Here is a 19,359-nt window from a genome sequence, read left to right as displayed (position 1 = left end):
GTATCTGTTACATTGCTGCTATTGCCTGCTGCATCTGTAAACTTAACATTCGCATCAATGGTTTTATCGCCATCAGCCAATAAACCGCTACCTGGTACACTCACACTCCAAGTACCATTCGCTGAATTGACTGTCGCTGTATAGGTCACACCATTCACTACAACCGTGACCACTGTGGTTGCTGCATCTGCTGGCACGCCTGTCAAGCTTCCAGTTAAGGTTACATTGCCTGATGATTCTGCCGCATTCAGGACATTGTCTGCAGTGACTGGATCAATATTAAATTTTACGGCATCCGTATTTGGTGGGGTGGTATCTGTATTGTTGTCATTATTGCCCCCACCTCCACCGCCGCCACTTGCTGCTGCGGCTATCCCGCCAATCGCAAGTACAGGTAAAGCCCACAACCATGGACTAAAACCACTCGATGCTTCACCTGCATAAAGTAATGGTTCTACTGCCTGAATTGGCTGCAATGTTGCTGCTTCAACAGGTGCCGCTGCCGCTTCGGGTACTACCGCTGGTGTTTCTTCTAAAAAGACAGCCCCTTCATGATCATCATCATCCGAGTCCGCATCTGCATCTGCGTCCGCATCGGCATCGGCATCGGCATCACTTTCCATATCCTTAAAGTGTGCCCAGACTAATTGATTATCATCACCTTGTAGTACAAGGCTGTTATCTGCTACCTCACTATTATTAAAGAAATTATGAATAACGATTGTTTCGCCATTTTTTAATACTACAACAGCATTTTCACCATCTCTCTTAACAACTGAAATATCATTTGCAGAGACCTTAATTAATACAACTGAAGGTTCAGAAGGTAATGTTGCTGTTTTTCCCGTCGTATTTACAAGGGTTTGATGACTTTCCTTGGAAATAATCTGTATTTGAGACATGGTTATATTCCTCATTATAAATTATTAATTCTTAATCAATTCTTAATTACATTATTAACTTAAGTTTAAATTATTGTTTCTAAGTGATAGAGTTCACAGGGTAATCCCCCCTAAAAATAATAGGATCTAAAAGTAGAATTTTCTCTTAAGATACGAGCAGGAGATTCTGCATGAAAACATCTAAATTTACTGACAGTCAGATCATGTCCATCTTGAAACAGGCAGAATCTGGCACACCTGTAGCGACCCTTTGCCGTGAACACGGCATGAGTAATGCTACCTTTTATAAATGGCGTGCCAAATATGGTGGTATGGATACATCATTAATGGCTCGACTGAAAGAGCTAGAAGCCGAAAATACCAGACTTAAAAAGATGTATGCGGAAGAGCGATTAAAGGCCGAAATCATCCAGGAAGCGATGGCAAAAAAGTGGTAAAGCCATCTTGCCGGCGTAAGATGGCACAACAGGCAGTTGCCCAGCATGCCATTAGTATTCGTTTGGCTTGTAAAGCATTTGGTATTAGTGAAACCTGCTACCGCTATCAAGCCAATCTCAGCGATGACAATGCACTCATTGCTGAACAGCTCATTGAACTCACTGAGGAAAATTCCGATTGGGGCTTTGGTTTGTGCTTCTCGTATTTACGGCATGTTGAGAGTTGCTGCTGGAATCACAAGCGGGTTTACCGCATTTACTGTGAGTTGGCACTGAATCTGCGTATTAAACCGAGAAGAAGACTAAAACGGCATGCGCCTGAACCATTGAAAGAACCAATCCGAGAAAATCAGGTTTGGTCATTAGATTTTATGCATGATCAGCTTTCCGATGGTCGCAAGTTTCGATTATTGAATGTGATTGATGATTACCGCCGCGAAGGCCTAGCCATTGAAGCAGGGTTCTCATTGCCCACAATCAGGGTTATTCGTACGTTGAATCAATTGCTGGAGTGGCGAGAAAAGCCGTTAGTTATTCGGTGTGACAATGGCCCGGAGTTTATCAGTCACGAATTTGTGCGCTGGGCTACTGAGCACGGTATTCGTATTGAATATATTCAACCGGGTAAGCCACAGCAGAATGCGTATATTGAACGCTATAATCGGACCATACGTTATAGTTGGCTGAGCAAGCATTTATTTGATACTTTGGATGAAGTACAAGATTATGCAACAAACTGGTTGTGGCATTACAACCATGAAAGACCACATCAAGCTAACAAAGGAAAGCCACCTCTAATGGCTGCTTAACCTCTACTTTTAACTTCGGTTATTTATGGGAGGATTACCACAGCAACACTTTAAATCAAACAAAATAAATGTTAAATAGCGCACAAAATAAAAAAACAAACTTACATTGTAATATTTTTTCATAACAAAATAAGATCATGATTTAAAAGATTAAAAAATAAAAAAGCTTTTCTTAATAATTATAAAAATTACACTTCTAAACAAATATAACAAAATAAGTTATTAGATTCCTAAAAGGTATTTAAATTTAATTTAACAAACTTTTTAAATATATTATTTAAATAATAAATACAAATTGAATTTTCAAATTATTCTTTAATTAAAATTCAAATATAGTTTAACTTTTATTTACCCAATAAAATAAAAAGCCTTTTTATAAAAAGGCTTTTTTAACAAAAAACAAAAATATGCAATTAAAAATTCTCAGGATTCTCTAGTCGCTTAACTTCTTCTCTCTTATTTGGATGATGCATGGTTGCGACTCCATCTTCAGTTTTCTGATCCAATAAAATTTCAGGATTATAGATAGTAATCGTTTCTCTCCCCAAGCTATCCTCATCAACGATATATTTAAAACCACGACGATTCATCTTATTGCACATCCGTTGGTAGAAACCCTTCAGCCCTTGTGTCTCTTCACTCGGATTGTAATAAAAAGCATTCATCACTGCAGGTAAACCAAGACCACAAACCACACCTGACAGCAGTACACTAATAAAGGTATAGCCAATCAAGATACTACTGTATTGGCTCAATTCTGGAATATTCGCCACAGCAAGGATCAACGCCAGTGAAATCCCTCCGCGGACACCGCCCCACGAAAGAATAGCTAAACTGCCGTTGTAACTTTTATTACGGAAGGATGGAAATAGGGCGAAAGCAGCGAAGTTTGCTGCAAAACGAGATAAATGCAGAATAATAAAGGCAATGATGCCACCAATAATTAAGTTGGCACTTAAATCCAGAATAAACAGCTCTAAACCAATCAAAGTAAACAGGAATGAATTGATAATCCCTTCAACAGTATGCCAAAAATGGTTCACTTCACGAATTTCTCTTTGTTCGCGAATTTCCTGCCACTTGTTGCCGACAATCAAACCACCAATGACACAGGCAATCGGAGCAGATGCATGCGCAAATAAAGCAACGAGATAAGAACCACTTGCAAGTAGTGCGGTAGTTAAAATCAAAGACTCCATCTCATGTTTACCTCTTAGTAAACGTAAGATCGCAAAACCAAATGCAAAACCAATAATCACTGCAACAAAGATTTCATATAATAACGTTTCAATTGTTGCCAGTAATGAAAAATGCTCCCCCTGTAAAACTTTTAATAAGGTCATAAATAAGGCAATACACATTGCATCATTAAATAAAGACTCACCTTCTAGTTTTACAATCAAATGGTGCGGTGCCCGAATAGAACTTAATACCCCTTTAACGCCAATTGGATCTGTTGCTCCAAGTGCCGCTCCTAATAATAGTAAAACACCAATTGGAACTGGATAACCAACCAACCATTGAAATAAATACAATAATCCTGCGTAAAATCCTGCACATAACACCAGTGCAATCGTGGCTAAAATACCAATTGGTTTCCAGTAACTCCTTAAATCTGAAATTCTAAATTTCAGCGCAGATGACGTTAAAATAAAACAAATCACACCATTGATTAGAAAATCATAAAAATCAATATTTCTTACAGCAGCTTCAATATTATGAATATTAATGGTAATAAATTGATTACCATTTAATAAACTTGCACCCCACTGCAAAATAAAGACAAAAATAGCCGAGACAATTGGAACACCAATGGCCTGAGGAAAACCCAAAATTCGTTTATTAAAAATGGTCGTCGCAATGGATAAGGCAAAAACAACCGTCAATGCTTGTAAAAGAAAAAAGTTACCCATATGACCTCTTTATTTATTCAATTTTAACAACATAAACTTTATTTAAATTTTAAAATTTTAATCAATGATAAAATTCAAAATACTGTGCAATTGAATAAAGAGTGAAGGCCTATGCTGCAATTCATCCATCTTATTATTTAATTTATATTAACAAATGGTTTAGGCACAACAATAAACCAATCATCCTCAATTCAGCATAGACGCTCTTATTTTACGTTATTTGTTCTTCTGATTCGTATATCTTCCGTATAAAAATCAAGGAGCAACGCTCCTTTTTTGTCCTATTTAAAGGTATTGCACTGATTCACGTCACCTGATTTCAAACCGATCTGAAACCATTGCATCCGCTGTTCACTAGTACCATGAGTAAAACTATCTGGCACAACTTGTCCAGTCGCACGGCGTTGTAAATAGTCATCACCAATTTTTTCGGCTGCATCCATTGCTTCTTCAATATCACCTTGTTCAAGGAACTGCGTACGTTTTTGATTCTGATGCGCCCAGATTCCTGCAAAACAATCTGCCTGTAATTCTAAACGTACAGAGAGTTGATTACCTTGTGCTTGACTGGCCTGTGCACGTGCTTGTTGCACCTGACCGGAAATACCTAATAGGTTTTGGATATGATGCCCCACCTCATGCGCAATCACATAGGCCTGAGCAAAATCCCCCGCCTGATCCTGACGAGAAAGTTCTGTTTGATTTTGTTCTCCAGAAATACCCATTTGCTGACGCATATCTTTAAAGAATGAGGTATCAATATAAACTTTCTGATCAGCCGGACAATAAAAAGGTCCCATCGCAGCCTGTGCAGTACCACACCCTGAACGTACAACGCCACTGAAGAGTACTAAGCTTGGCGGCTTATAAGTCATCCCCAGCTGCTGAAAGATTGGTGTCCACGTATCTTCTGTATCTGCCAAAACTGTACCGACAAAATCACTGGCCTCTTTTTGTTCAGCAGTCAAATTCTGTGGTGCACTGCCTTGTTGAGAAGACTGTGCGGTTACAGCTTGTGTCGCTTGATAGGCTTGTTGAGGGTCAACCCCAAAAAACTTCCAAGCCACAAAGGCGACCACTAGCCCAATAATACTAATACCACCTGCTTTCGCACCGCCACCACCACGACGGTCTTCTACATTGGTACTGACTCGACGACCTTTCCAACGCATAATTACCTCACATAATTCTGATGATGACGACCTAGGTTTAAGTAGATGCTTTTTTTGGCCAGAGTTTCTTAATCAAACTGACAATCATCAACACAACAGCACCTGCAAGCAAACCAATACCTAAGTTAATCAAGGTTGGTGTTAAAGCACCAATGATTGAACCGACACTTGGAATGAGCTCTAAATGATCAACCGTTTCTTCAGTAAAATGATGTAACAAAGGAATGGTATGCGAAATAATCCCCCCACCCACTAAAAACATTGCAACCGTTCCAACAATTGAAAGTGTTTTCATTAAAATTGGAGCAAAACCAAGTAAACCACGACCGATTTTATTTTTTAATTCAGAAGCTTGTTGTGTAAGATATAAACCTAAATCGTCAATTTTTACGATCATTGCAACTAGGCCATATACCCCGACAGTCATGACGATTGCAATAATACTTAATACTGTCACTTTAGTCATAAATGCAGCTGTTGCAACTGTACCTAACGAAATCACCACAATTTCAGCAGAAAGAATAAAGTCTGTTCGAATCGCTCCCTTTACTTTTTCCTTTTCAAATTTGGCTAAATCGACTTCGACGTGTTGTAAGTTTTCACTGGCCTCCTCTGCTGTTTTGGCTTTTTTATGAAACAGCATATGCACAACCTTCTCTACCCCTTCATAACAGAGGAATAGACCTCCGATCATAAGCAACGGGTTAATCAACCAGGGGGCAACAACACTAATCAATAAGGCTAATGGAACGAGAATTAATTTATTAACAAATGAACCTTTTGCAACACTCCAGACCACAGGTAATTCTCGATCTGAACGTACACCACTCACTTGTTGAGCATTCAGCGCTAAGTCATCACCTAAAACACCAGCAGTTTTTTTGGCTGCCATTTTACTCATGACTGCAACATCATCTAAAATTGTTGCAATATCATCTAGTAATAGTAATAAACCACTCGCCATTTTTATTTCCTGATTTGTATTTATACAGCCATTGTAGAATCACGCAGTGAAAGCACAATATGATTTTAAGAAAAAGTTAAAATTATCGCTGACGAAAAAAATTTATTTCTCGTACAATAATATCAATCTTATATCTATGAAATTACTGAATCTTGGAACATATCATGAGTAATATTGATCAACGTCCCATCATTTTGACAGGCGACCGTCCAACGGGACAACTCCACCTCGGACATTTTGTCGGTTCATTACGTTCTCGTGTAGGTCTACAAGATAGTCACCATCAACATCTGTTATTGGCAGATGCGCAAGCAATGACAGACAATGCTGATAATCCAGATAAAGTCCGCAATAACATCCTGCAAGTTGCACTCGATTATCTTGCTGTCGGGATTGACCCAAGCAAAACCACAATTTGTGTACAGTCTTGCTTACCTGCGTTGAATGAATTGACCATGATTTACCTCAATTACGTGACTGTTGCACGTTTAGAGCGTAACCCGACCGTAAAAGCTGAAATTCAATTACGTAATTTTGAGCGTGATATTCCAGCAGGCTTCCTGTGCTACCCAATTGCACAGGCAGCAGACATTACCGCATTTAAAGCGACTGTCGTTCCTGTTGGTGAAGATCAACTCCCAATGATCGAACAAACCAACGAAGTGGTACGTCGTATTAATCGTCAAATTGGTCATGATCTATTACCAGAATGTAAAGCCCTGTTGTCAAATATGGCACGCTTACCTGGTTTTGATGGCAAAGCGAAGATGTCGAAATCTTTGGGCAATACCATTGTGTTGAATGCTACAGATAAAGACATCAAAAAAGCTGTCAATGCAATGTATACCGATCCAAACCATCTTCGTATTGAAGACCCAGGTCAGGTTGAAGGCAACATCGTATTTACCTATCTTGATGCTTTCGATCCAAACAAAGAAGAAGTGGAAGAATTAAAAGCACATTATCGTCGTGGTGGTCTCGGTGATGGTACTGTGAAAAAACGCTTGGAAGGTGTCCTACAAGAATTGATTGCACCGATTCGTGAACGTCGTGCCGAGCTGGAAAAAGATCCAGATTACATTATGGATGTATTGAAACAAGGTACCGAAAAGTGCCGCATCATTACTCAACAAACGCTAGATGAAGTGAAGGCGGGAATTGGATTATTTAAATTCTAATTTACGTTACTTTTCACATAAAAAGCCCTTGATTGGGCTTTTTATGTTTTAAACATTTGATTTAAGTTTAATTTTAGAACTCTTCCAAACAATCCAAAACTAACAATTATCGTCACTTCTTAACATCTATTAACAGTAGTTAACATGAATACCGATGAACTTAGTCAGGTTTTTAAATACTATGGCGTTGTAGGTTAGTTCACACTAATCTCATGACATTTCTCCTTTCAACCGAAACTGTTTTAAACAGATTCGTTGTTCAACGCAGTGATCACCCCAATCATTGCGTTTTTTTTCGTCTGCAAGAATGTGGTCAATTTAGGTTGAAATTTAGACGTGTTGGCTTTACTCTTATAACTGTTTTATTTTTATAAAAAATTTATTAATTAACGCTAAAAGAAATAAGAGTAATTACGATGATCTGGGATCTTTTAACACATCCTTCTAACCTTGTTTTTAGCATTGCTTTAATGCTATGCCTGTTTATTGGCCTACTCGAATTCATTCTATTATTATTCGGTGGTAGTTCTAGCTTTTTGGAACAATTCTTACCTGATAGTCTGAGCGATATTGATCATGCAGATGTCTCTGTAGAACAATCTGATTCTGTTTTGATCCAGTTTTTGGAATGGCTGTATTTAGGTAAAGTCCCTTTACTGATCTGGCTGATCATCTTCTTAACAGTCTATGCACTCACAGGTTTAATCATCCAAGACCTGTTTTATCAATTTACAGAACATTATCTTTCTGCGTGGATCATTGCCCCTGCCTGCTTATTTCTCTGTATGCCATTGGTACGTTATAGCGCTGCATTAATTGCCAAGATTATTCCTAAAGATGAAACCACAGCAATTCAAGCAGACGATCTAATTGGCAGAACAGCACATATTATTTTAGGGGATGCTAAACCCAACTCCCCTGCACAAGCCAAAGTTAAAGACCAATTTGGCCAAACCCATTACGTCTTGGTTGAACCCGAACTTGATCTGGTTTTCCATCAAGGACAAGACGTGATTTTAACGCAAAGAACCAAAATTGGATTCCAAGCGATTGCTGCTTAATTTTTATATTTATGACTACATGAGGGTGTTTACATGTTGAATTCAGCATTGACTGAAATTTTAATTATTACTGGTGTTATTTTTGCAGCACTGATTTTTATTGGCATTATTATCGCCCGTCTCTATACCCGTTCAAGTAAAGAAGTTTCTTTTGTGCGCACTGGTTTTGGTGGCGAAAAAGTCATTTTAAATGGCGGTGCAATTGTCCTCCCTGTCTTACACGAAATTATTCCTGTAAATATGAATACTTTACGTTTAGAGGTAAAACGTGCTGCGGACCAAGCCCTGATTACCCGTGACCGTATGCGTGTCGATGTCATGGCTGAATTCTATGTTCGTGTTAAACCGATTGCAGAGTCAATTGCAACTGCGGCCCAAACCTTAGGACGTAAAACCATGTCCCCACCAGAGCTTAAAGATCTGGTCGAAGGTAAATTTGTCGATTCACTTCGTGCCGTTGCTGCAGAAATGGCAATGGAAGAACTACATGAAAAGCGTGTCGACTTTGTCCAAAAAGTTCAACAAGTGGTATCTGAAGATTTATCCAAAAATGGTCTAGAACTTGAAACCGTATCTTTAACGGGTCTCGACCAAACTAGCTTTAAATTCTTCAATCCGCAAAATGCGTTCGATGCGGAAGGCTTAACCAAGCTGACCGAAACCATTGAAGACCGCCGTAAAAAGCGTAATGACATTGAACAAGATGCTGACCTTGCGATTCGTGCAAAGAACTTACAAGCAGAACGTGCTCGTTTAGAAATTTCGCGTGAAGAAGAATATGCAAAGTTACAGCAAGAGCGTGAAATCTCGATTCGTAAAGCTGAACAAACTGCAGAAATCGCCTCTCAAGAAGCAGGTAAAAAACGTGAGGCTGAAGAAGCTCAAATTGCTGCTGAACGTGAAGTGGAACTAAAACGAATTGCTTCTGCGCGTGATGTAGAAAATGAGAATATTCAAAAAGCACAATTGATTCAAAAAGCACAAGTTGAACAAAAGAAAACCATCGAACTGGCTGAGCAAGATCGTGCCATTGCCATTGCTGAAAAATCTCGCGCTGAATCAGAAGCCAAAGCGCAAGCTGACAAGGCCCGTGCCGAAGCGGTAAAAGCAGAGGAAGAAGTTGTGACTGTCCGTGAAACACAACGTGCTGAGCGTCAAAAAGCAGTCGAACTGGTTGCAGCTAAACAAACCGCTGAGAAAGAAGCCATTGCGATTACGGTTGCTGCGGATGCGGGTAAAAAAGCCGCTGCTGATGAAGCAGAAGCAGTACGTATTGCAGCAGAAGCAGATGCTGAAAAGATTCGCTTAAAAGCGAAAGGTGAGGCGGATGCAAAAATCCTACTTGCTCAAGCGTTGGAAAAACAATATCAGGTTGATGCGGAAGGTGCGCGTGCGGTGAATGAAGCAGCCAATACTCTTTCTGCTGAACAGGTAGAAATGCAAGTGCGCTTGGCACTATTAAAGCATTTACCAGAGATCATTCGTGAAAGTGTTAAACCAATGGAAAACATTGATGACATCAAGATTTTACAAGTGAATGGTCTAAGTAGCTTTGCAGGTAGTGGTACTGTCGGTAGTGATGCGGTTGAAAATGGTCAAACCTCTTTATCTGACCAAGTGGTGAATAGTGCCCTTCGCTACCGCTCACAAGCACCACTAATTGACAGTTTAATGAACGAGCTTGGCTTACAAGGTGGCGATATCAATGGTTTAACTCAAGGGTTAAAACCAAAGACTGAGTAAGCATTTTGATCTAAAAAGAGCCTTCATTATGAGGCTCTTTTTTATATAAAAATAAGGAATAAAAATGGGTACACATGTTTTTTGTGCAGGGACACTTGTTCATACAGAGCAAGGCTTAATTCCAATTCAAAAGATTAAAGTTGGGGATATGGTGTTATCGAGTCCTAAAGATAGTGACAAAGATGTTCCTACAGAATACAAGCGAGTAACTAAAACATTTAAATCACCAGAAAAGCAAAGGATTATCGCTGTAGCTATTCCCTCATTAATCAGCGGGTATACTTTAGATAAAGATTATCTAGATGGTCATTGGGTGCGATCACAGCAAATAAAAGATCTTCCACGTTATGCAGAAAAATATATTTACTGTACAGCGAATCATCCATTTTGGACACAAGAAAAAGGATGGATATCTGCAATTGAATTAGCTGTATATAAACAAGGGAGTTTTAATGGAAACACATTGATTAATTATAAGAGGGATTTAATTTCTACTGATTTAGCTTATACATTTTCAACGCCATTGCTAAGAACAACTATTCCAGAACTTGCAGTGAGAGTTGATTGGCAAAGTCAGATCCCATCACCAAACATTATTCATAACATCATCGATTTTAGTTCGGGTAAGCCTGTTCTTCTCGCCAATATCCCTAAACTTCCAGCACATTTAGTTGAAGACCAACACACTGATTGGTCTCAAGATCATATCTATTTACCTGATAATGAGAATGATCCAATGGTTAAACAATTTAGCGCTGAACAACATTTTTATATCAATGGCGATGCATATGACTATGAACAGGGACGCTTTAAAGAAAATGAATATGGTGAGTATGTAGACCCTAATTATGATGCTAACTGGACGATTGATGAAAAAGAAGAAGATGATCGTAAATATAGTGAAAACTCTTATTATATGACAATTGTTTATAATTTTGAGGTAGAAGAATATTCTACCTACTTTGTTGGTGAACAAGGCCTGTGGGTACACCAATAGTATTCCCAATAAAAAACCCCAATGTCTCCATTGGGGTTTTTTAAAGATTAAAATCTAACGTATTACGCTAAACCTTTCTCTTTTAAAACTTGCAACATAGTAGAACCAAGCTCAGCTGGGCTACGCGTGTAAGCCATTCCTGCACGTTCAAATGCAGCGAATTTCTCTTCAGCAGTACCTTGACCACCAGAAATGATCGCACCAGCGTGACCCATACGTTTACCTTTAGGTGCAGTTACACCCGCGATGTAACCGACTACAGGCTTAGTCACGTTAGATTTAATGAATTCAGCAGCTTCTTCTTCTGCTGTACCACCGATCTCACCGATCATGATGATTGCATCAGTATCTGGATCGTCTTGGAACAATTGAAGCGCTTCAATCTGGTTCATACCTGGGATTGGGTCACCACCAATACCGATACAAGTAGACTGACCTAAACCAAGCTTAGTTGTTTGAGCAACAGCTTCATAAGTCAATGTACCTGAACGTGAAATGATACCAATACGACCTGGTTGGTGGATGTGACCAGGCATAATACCGATCTTACATTCACCTGGAGTGATCACGCCTGGGCAGTTAGGACCAACTAAACGAGTACCGTTACCGTTAGTTTCTAAGTAGCGTTTAGCTTTAAGCATGTCGATAGTTGGAACACCTTCAGTGATCACAACGATCAGGCCAACACCTGAATCAACCGCTTCAACGATTGAGTCTAAAACGAATGGAGCTGGTACATAGATAACAGATGCATCTGCATTTGTTTCACGTACCGCTTCTTTCATTGTGTTGAATACTGGTAGGTCAAGGTGAGTTGTACCACCTTTACCTGGAGTAACACCACCAACAACTTTTGTACCGTAGTCTAAAGCTTGTGCAGAGTGGAAAGTACCGTTTTTACCAGTAAAACCTTGTACCAATACTTTAGTGTCTTTATTAATTAATACGCTCATGATTGATACTCCTTACGCTTTAACTGCAGCTACAACTTTTTCTGCGGCATCAGATAAACCGTTCGCAGAAATTAATTTCAAACCTGATTCATCAAGTAATTTAGCACCTAACTCAGCGTTGTTCCCTTCTAAACGAACAACAACTGGTACAGTTACATTTACTTCTTGAACCGCTGCAATAATTGCTTCAGCAATCATGTCACAACGTACGATACCACCGAAGATGTTGATTAAAACACCTTGAACAGAAGTATCAGCAAGGATGATTTTGAACGCTTCGATTACGCGCTCTTTCGTTGCACCGCCACCAACATCAAGGAAGTTTGCAGGCTGGCCACCATAAAGTTTGATGATGTCCATCGTTGCCATTGCAAGACCAGCACCGTTAACCATACAACCGATGTTACCTTCTAAAGCAACATAGTTAAGGTCAAATTCAGATGCTTTTAATTCACGCTCATTCTCTTGAGACTTGTCACGTAAAGCAGCAACTTTAGGTAAACGGTAAAGCGCGTTAGAGTCGATACCTACTTTCGCATCTACACATAAAATATCGCCATTTTCACGAACTGAAAGTGGGTTAATTTCGAATAATGCAAAGTCATTTTCAACAAATGCTTGGTAAGCAGCAGCCATAATTTTTACAAATTGGCTGATTTGCTTGTCTTTCAAACCTAAAGCAAACGCAACTTCACGTGCTTGGAATGGTTGTAAGCCAACTAATGGATCAACTTCAACTTTGATAATTTTTTCAGGCGTTTCTTCTGCAACTTTCTCGATTTCTACACCACCTTCGGTAGAAGCCATGAAAGTAATACGACGGCTAGAACGGTCTACAACCGCGCCCAAGTAAAGCTCACGCTCAACTGGATAAACGTCTTCAGCAACGATAATGCTGTTAACTGGTTGACCGTTTGCATCTGTTTGATACGTTACAAGACGAGTACCAATGATATTGTTTGCAAATTCGATAACATCTTCTTTAGATTTTGCAACTTTAACGCCACCAGCCTTACCACGACCACCAGCATGAACTTGCGCTTTCATTACAGCGAATTTACCACCAAGCTGTTCAAATGCAGCAACTGCTTCGTCTGCATTTGTTGCCAAGATACCTTCTTGTACTGGCATGCCATATTCTTTCAATAACGCTTTAGCTTGATACTCATGTAAGTTCATTTAGTTACCTACTATGTTGTTTGTAGTGATACAGCCTTGATCTTCTTAAAATCAGACTGCTACATATTGAATCAATGATTGTCTAAATAAGACAATCATCATCATTCAAAAAAAGTGTGGCGAACCACACTTTATATTTATTTACGCTTACGTTGAATCGCGTGGATTGCACGACCGTCAACAGAAAGCGCTGCTTCATGTACAACTTCAGAGAAAGTCGGGTGACCGAAAGTCATCAATTGTAAATCTTCAACAGAAGAAACAAATTCAAGCGCGATCATACCTTGGTGTACGATATCAGATGCATTAGGACCCACAACGTGCATACCTAAAAGACGATCTGTTTTCGCATCAGCAACGAATTTCACAAAACCAGCAGTATCACCAGCAGCCAACGCACGACCATTCACCGCAAACGGGAATTGACCTGCTTTAACTTCATGACCTTTTTCAGCGGCTTGTTCTTCAGTTAAACCGACCCAAGCAGCTTCTGGGTGTGTGTAAATAACGCTAATGATCGTGTCATAGTTCACTTGAGCTGCGTGACCGTGAATACGTTCAACAGCCATTACGCCCTCTTCCATTGCTTTATGTGCAAGCATTGGACCGCGTACCAAGTCACCAATCGCGTAAACACCTTCTACAGATGTTTGACATTGGTCATTTACATCAACCAAACCACGCTCAGTCAATTTAATGCCTGAATCTTCAGCCAATAAACCTTCTGCATAGGCTTTACGGCCTACACAAACGATAAGCTTGTCAAAAACTTGTTCTTTATCTTCGCCAGCTTGGTTGTATTTAACCGTTACTTCTTGACCATTGGTTTCAGCACCAGAAACTTTTGCACCGATACGGATATCTAAACCTTGTTTTTTCAAGATTTTTTGATATTCCTTCGCCAATGCTTTGTCTGCCATTGGTAAGAATGCATCTAATGCTTCAAACACAACAACTTCTGATCCAAGACGACGCCATACAGAGCCAAGTTCTAGACCGATAACACCAGCACCAATGACACCAAGACGCTTAGGAACTTCTGAGAATTTCAATGCGCCAGTCGAATCAACAATTAAGTCTTCATCAACAGGTGCGACTGGAATATTTACAGGTACAGAACCCGTCGCAAGAATCACGTACTTTGGTTCTAAAACTTGTACTTCACCTTCAAAAGGTGTGAATTCTACTTTTTTACCTGCAAGTAATTTACCAGTACCTTGTAACCACTCGATACCATTACCTTTTAGTAACTGAGCAACACCACCCGTCAATTGATCTACAACTTTGTCTTTACGTGCCAACAAAGTGTCTAAATCAAATTTAACTTCACCTGTGGTGATACCGTGTTCAGCAAGTTCATGAACTGTTGCTTCGTAACGGTGAGAAGAGTCAAGCAATGCTTTAGAAGGGATACAACCAACGTTTAAACAGGTACCACCTAAAGATGGCTTACCATTGTGAATACGTTTTTCGATACAAGCGACTTTGAAACCAAGTTGAGCTGCACGAATCGCCGCTTCATAACCACCAGGTCCACCGCCAATGACAACAAGATCAAACTGTTGAGACATTTTTATCTCCAAAATCCCATATAAAGGATCACTTTATATGGGAGGCAATATTTGTAGTATTAAAGATCAAGAATGAGTTTAGCTGGTTCTTCTAACAATTCTTTGATTGTTACCAAGAAACCTACAGCTTCTTTACCATCGATTAAACGGTGGTCATAAGAAAGCGCTAAGTACATCATTGGCAAGATTTCAACTTGACCATTTACCGCCATAGGACGTTCTTGGATTTTATGCATACCCAAAATCGCTGTTTGCGGCGTATTCAAAATTGGCGTAGATAATAATGAACCGAAAGTACCACCATTGGTAATCGTGAACGTACCGCCAGTCATGTCTTCGATACCTAATTTACCGTCACGCGCTTTAAAAGCGTAATCACGGATACCGTTTTCCACTTCTGCATAGTTCATACGGTCAGTATCACGAAGGACTGGTACAACTAAGCCACGCTCACTCGATACAGCAACACCGATGTCATAGAAACCGTGATAAACAATATCATCACCATCAATAGAACCGTTCACTGCTGGGTAGCGTTTTAATGCTTCAGTCGCTGCTTTAACAAAGAAAGACATAAAGCCTAAACGCGCACCATGACGCTTTTCGAAAGCATCTTTATATTGCTTACGCATTTCCATGATTGGCTTCATGTTAACTTCGTTGAACGTTGTTAACATTGCAGTTTGTTGTGTCGCAGCCAATAAACGTTCAGCAACACGTTTACGTAAACGTGTCATTGGAACACGTTTCTCGATACGCTCGCCAACAGCAACGCTTAATGGTTGAACTGATGCAGCAGGTTTAGCTTGATGGCTAGCAACATCTTCTTTGGTGATGCGACCACCACGGCCTGTACCTTGTACGTCAGCAGCATTGATACCAGTTTCAGATAATGCTTTACGAACTGCAGGCGCTTGGTTTTGATCAACTGCTTGAGTTGATGCAGCAGCCGCAGGAGCAGATGCAGTAGGTGCCGCTTCTGCTGGTGCAGCAGCCTCAGGAGCAGATGCAGCAACAGCACCAGCTTCGAATTGAGCAATCACTTCGTCAGAAAGAACTGTATCGCCTTCACCTTTGATGATTGCAACTAAGCTACCATCAGCTGGAGCAACCACTTCTAAAACAACTTTATCGGTTTCAATGTCACAGATCACTTCATCACGTGATACAGGTTCACCTACTTTCTTGTGCCAAGTTGCGATCGTACCGTCAGCAACTGACTCTGGAAATACCGGTGCTTTAATTTCGGTTGCCATTATTTAGAATCTCCTGATTGTTCAACTTCAATCGCAAGTGCGTCATTGATAAGCTGAGCTTGTTGTTTTGCATGCAAGTATGGCGAGCCACAAGCAGGTGCGGCAGATGCTTCACGACCAGCATAGCTAATACGGATTTGTTTACCAGATTTAAGAACATCTTCATACAAACGAGGAACGATGAACAACCAAGCGCCTTGGTTCTTCGGCTCTTCTTGTGTCCAAACAAGTTCTTGAATGTTTGGATAAGCTGCCATGACTTCAGCTAAGCGTTGTTCTGGGTATGGATATAACTGCTCGATACGAACAATCGCGATATGGTTTAAACCAAGCTCACGACGTTTTTCGAGTAAATCGTAATAAACCTTACCGCCACAAAGCACTAAGCGAGTTACGTCAGCTTTGTTGATTTGATCAATTTCATCGATCACAGTTTGGAATGAACCGTTTGCTAACTCATCTAAAGTTGACGTCGCAAGTTTATGACGCAATAACGATTTTGGCGACATCACGATCATTGGCTTACGAATCGGACGAACTGCCTGACGACGTAATGCATGGAAAATCTGTGCAGGTGTCGTAGGTGTCATCACTTGCATGTTGTCTTCAGCACATAGCTGTAAGAAACGCTCTAAACGTGCAGATGAATGCTCTGGACCTTGACCTTCATAACCGTGCGGTAACAACATAGTTAGACCACAAACACGCTCCCACTTGGTTTCACCCGAAGCGATAAACTGGTCAATTACAACTTGTGCACAGTTAGCGAAGTCACCAAATTGAGCTTCCCAAACGATCAAGCTTTTTGGCAATGTCGTTGAATAACCGTATTCAAATGCAAGCACGGCTTCTTCTGACAATAAAGAGTCATAAACCGCAGTACGTGGCTGATTTTCTTTGATATGGCAAAGTGGGATATAAACAGAACCATCCACTTGGTTATGTAATTTGGCGTGACGGTGCGAGAATGTACCACGACCCACGTCTTCACCCGTAATACGAACCAAGAAACCATCATCAAGTAAAGTCGCATACGCTAAGGTTTCTGCAGCACCCCAGTTGAGTGGCATTTCACCTGTTTGCATTTTCACGCGATCATCAATGACTTTTTGAACTTGACGCTGTAATACAAAACCTTCTGGTAATGTATTCATTGTTAAACCAAGTTCTTTCAAACGATCAATACTGAATGTTGTGTCCCAAAGATCTGTGTATTCATGACCCAAATATGGTGTCCAATCGACAAACATTTTTTTGTTTGGTTCACGAACTAAAGCATTGGCAACATGGTTACCCGCTTCCAAATCAGAACGGTAGCCTTCAACCATTGCATCTGCGCTTGCGCGATCGAGTACTTTTTCTTGAACCAATTGATCAGCATACAAGGTACGCGTAGTCGCTTTCTTGTTGATCACTTGATACATCAATGGCTGAGTTGCAGATGGTTCATCTGCCTCGTTATGACCGCGACGACGGTAGCAGAACAAGTCTAAAATGACATCTTTACGGAAAGTATGACGGAAATCATGAGCAAGCTGAGTTACGAAAATCACAGCTTCAGGATCATCACCATTCACATGGAAAATCGGTGATTGGATCATTTTTGCAACGTCAGTACAGTATTCTGTAGAACGTGTATCACGTGGATCAGATGTCGTGAAACCAACTTGGTTGTTAATCACGATATGGACTGTACCGCCCACTGTATAACCACGTGTTTGTGACATTTGGAAGGTTTCTTGGTTTACACCTTGACCCGCAAATGCAGCATCACCATGTACAATCACTGGAAGAACGTCATCACCGCCAATGTCTTTACGACGAACTTGACGTGCACGAACCGAACCTTCAACTACAGGACCAACGATCTCTAAATGTGATGGGTTAAACGCTAATGCTAAGTGAACTTCGCCACCTGGAGTCATCACGTTTGAAGAGAAGCCTTGGTGATACTTAACGTCACCAGAACCTTTTTTATGTAAGCTCTTGCCTTCGAACTCACCAAACAGATCAGCTGGATTTTTACCCATGATGTTGACAAGAAGGTTGAGACGACCACGGTGTGGCATACCAATCACAACTTCTTTACAACCGACGCTACCTGCACGTTGAATGATTTCGTTCATCATTGGAATAAAAGACTCACCGCCTTCTACACCAAAACGTTTCGCGCCAACGAATTTATTACCAAGATACTTTTCTAAGCCTTCTGCAGCAGTTAAACGCTCAAGGAAGCCTTTCTTCTGATCACTGGTATAGTTGAATTTACCGCGAACACTTTCCAAACGTTGTTGAATCCAACGTTTCTCTTTAGTGTCAACGATATGCATATATTCCACGCCAACTGAACTACAGTAAGTCGCTTCCATTGCCTCAACCATTTCAGACAATGTTGCTTCTGCTTTTCCAATTGCGAGGTTGCCTGTATTAAATACAGTATCGAGATCAGACTTAGTTAAACCGTGTGCAGATAAATCGAGGTCAGGAACGTCTTCGCGTTTCGCAAGACCTAATGGATCGAGTTTAGCTTTTTGATGACCACGGTTACGGTAAGCAGCGATGAGTTGTAATACACCAATTTGACGACGCTCATGTTCTGTACTTACAGTGCTTTGTACGACAGGCTGAACTCGGCTGGCATTACGTCCCAAAAGGAGGAATTGCTCGCGCACACTGCCGTGTGGTTGATCACCTTTAGGGTATTTATCGAAATATTCACGCCAATCCTCTGACACTGAGGTTGGAGAAGTTAGGTACTGCTCGTATAGCTCTTCAATATACGCTGCACTATCAGCGGAAAGTTCAGTGTCAAGACGCGATGCGTCAGCAACTTCTTGCATTTTTGGACCCATTTCCTATTGCAAAAAATAATACAGGCTGCCTTTTAAGCACACCCATGATTCATAGTGTCAAATTGGTAAACACGACACTACTACTCAAGATCATCCAACCTTGAGACATTATTACTACACATCAGGAGTATTCCCTTTGATGTAACAAATGAGCTACGCACCTTCAATTCAAGGCACATAACTCATTTTTCATACTCGATGAAATCGAGCAATTTTTTGCAAATCATTTTAGAAAAATTAACTGGATTTTTAACTTTTCTAAATTGACTTTTTCCATGAAATCTGTACAAATCTCTAAGGCATTATCGATCGATAACATCCAGAATCTGTTTATTTTTTGATTTCATTTGTGGCAGAAATCCTATCATGTTC

The 19,359-nt window shown here is 40.3% G+C and carries 14 protein-coding genes; 5 read left to right on the top strand and 9 right to left on the bottom strand.

What is annotated here, in order from left to right; all coding sequences use genetic code 11:
- A partial coding sequence (locus tag F885_RS01015) for a BapA/Bap/LapF family prefix-like domain-containing protein (RefSeq protein WP_005322782.1) occupies positions 1-902 on the bottom strand: 902 nt, incomplete at its 3' end.
- A gap of 170 nt (positions 903-1,072) precedes the next feature.
- Between F885_RS01015 and F885_RS01025 the strand changes: the two genes are divergently transcribed.
- A protein-coding gene (locus F885_RS01025) for an IS3 family transposase (protein WP_085946061.1) occupies positions 1,073-2,148 on the top strand; the annotation gives its coding sequence in 2 pieces (ribosomal slippage) (positions 1,073-1,325 and positions 1,325-2,148; 1,077 coding nt in all).
- Between the two features lie 413 nt (positions 2,149-2,561).
- Here the strand turns inward: F885_RS01025 and F885_RS01030 are convergent.
- The 3 genes from F885_RS01030 to F885_RS01040 all read right to left on the bottom strand — a co-directional run bounded on the left by F885_RS01030 (position 2,562) and on the right by F885_RS01040 (position 6,197).
- Positions 2,562-4,061, bottom strand: a complete 1,500-nt coding sequence (locus F885_RS01030) for a cation:proton antiporter (RefSeq protein ID WP_005322781.1) — start codon at positions 4,059-4,061, stop codon at positions 2,562-2,564.
- A 281-nt stretch (positions 4,062-4,342) separates the two neighbouring features.
- A complete protein-coding gene (gene ypfJ, locus F885_RS01035; RefSeq protein ID WP_004803185.1) occupies positions 4,343-5,233 on the bottom strand; it encodes a KPN_02809 family neutral zinc metallopeptidase in 891 nt (296 codons plus the stop codon).
- 37 nt (positions 5,234-5,270) lie between these two features.
- Positions 5,271-6,197 (bottom strand): DUF808 domain-containing protein, encoded by a 927-nt coding sequence (locus tag F885_RS01040; RefSeq protein WP_004803183.1) that lies wholly within the window; start codon positions 6,195-6,197, stop codon positions 5,271-5,273.
- A 164-nt stretch (positions 6,198-6,361) separates the two neighbouring features.
- Here F885_RS01040 and trpS point away from each other — a divergent pair, with 164 nt between their 5' ends.
- The 4 genes from trpS to F885_RS01060 all read left to right on the top strand — a co-directional run bounded on the left by trpS (position 6,362) and on the right by F885_RS01060 (position 11,176).
- Complete coding sequence (trpS, locus tag F885_RS01045) at positions 6,362-7,375, top strand: tryptophan--tRNA ligase (protein ID WP_004652187.1); 1,014 nt, start codon at positions 6,362-6,364, stop codon at positions 7,373-7,375.
- Positions 7,376-7,791: 416 nt separating this feature from the next.
- On the top strand, positions 7,792-8,436 hold the full coding sequence (locus F885_RS01050; RefSeq protein WP_005205862.1) for a YqiJ family protein: 645 nt from the start codon (positions 7,792-7,794) through the stop codon (positions 8,434-8,436).
- 33 nt (positions 8,437-8,469) lie between these two features.
- Positions 8,470-10,179: a flotillin family protein gene (locus tag F885_RS01055; RefSeq protein WP_005322778.1), complete on the top strand. Its 1,710-nt coding sequence runs from the start codon at positions 8,470-8,472 to the stop codon at positions 10,177-10,179.
- 64 nt (positions 10,180-10,243) lie between these two features.
- Positions 10,244-11,176, top strand: a complete 933-nt coding sequence (locus tag F885_RS01060; protein ID WP_005322763.1) for a hypothetical protein — start codon at positions 10,244-10,246, stop codon at positions 11,174-11,176.
- A gap of 62 nt (positions 11,177-11,238) precedes the next feature.
- On the opposite strand, the gene sucD is transcribed toward F885_RS01060, so the two are convergent.
- From sucD to F885_RS01085, 5 genes are all read right to left on the bottom strand, one after another.
- Positions 11,239-12,129, bottom strand: coding sequence for a succinate--CoA ligase subunit alpha (gene sucD, locus F885_RS01065; RefSeq protein ID WP_003655479.1), 891 nt, complete (start codon positions 12,127-12,129; stop codon positions 11,239-11,241).
- A gap of 12 nt (positions 12,130-12,141) precedes the next feature.
- On the bottom strand, positions 12,142-13,308 hold the full coding sequence (gene sucC, locus F885_RS01070; protein ID WP_003655470.1) for an ADP-forming succinate--CoA ligase subunit beta: 1,167 nt from the start codon (positions 13,306-13,308) through the stop codon (positions 12,142-12,144).
- A 137-nt stretch (positions 13,309-13,445) separates the two neighbouring features.
- A complete protein-coding gene (lpdA, locus tag F885_RS01075) occupies positions 13,446-14,879 on the bottom strand; it encodes a dihydrolipoyl dehydrogenase (RefSeq protein ID WP_004803172.1) in 1,434 nt (477 codons plus the stop codon).
- Positions 14,880-14,938: 59 nt separating this feature from the next.
- Positions 14,939-16,135 carry a 2-oxoglutarate dehydrogenase complex dihydrolipoyllysine-residue succinyltransferase gene (odhB, locus tag F885_RS01080; RefSeq protein WP_005322761.1) on the bottom strand — a complete coding sequence of 399 codons (1,197 nt, stop codon included), beginning with the start codon at positions 16,133-16,135 and terminating at the stop codon, positions 14,939-14,941.
- Positions 16,135-18,975, bottom strand: a complete 2,841-nt coding sequence (locus F885_RS01085) for a 2-oxoglutarate dehydrogenase E1 component (protein ID WP_004803168.1) — start codon at positions 18,973-18,975, stop codon at positions 16,135-16,137. The genes odhB and F885_RS01085 overlap by 1 nt, the downstream gene beginning before the upstream one ends.
- Positions 18,976-19,359: the final 384 nt, after the last annotated feature.

The organism is Acinetobacter higginsii, assembly GCF_000369845.1.
Classification (GTDB): domain Bacteria; phylum Pseudomonadota; class Gammaproteobacteria; order Pseudomonadales; family Moraxellaceae; genus Acinetobacter; species Acinetobacter higginsii.
Note: the sequence above shows the minus strand (reverse complement) of the source record. Positions and strands in the feature narration are given on the sequence as shown.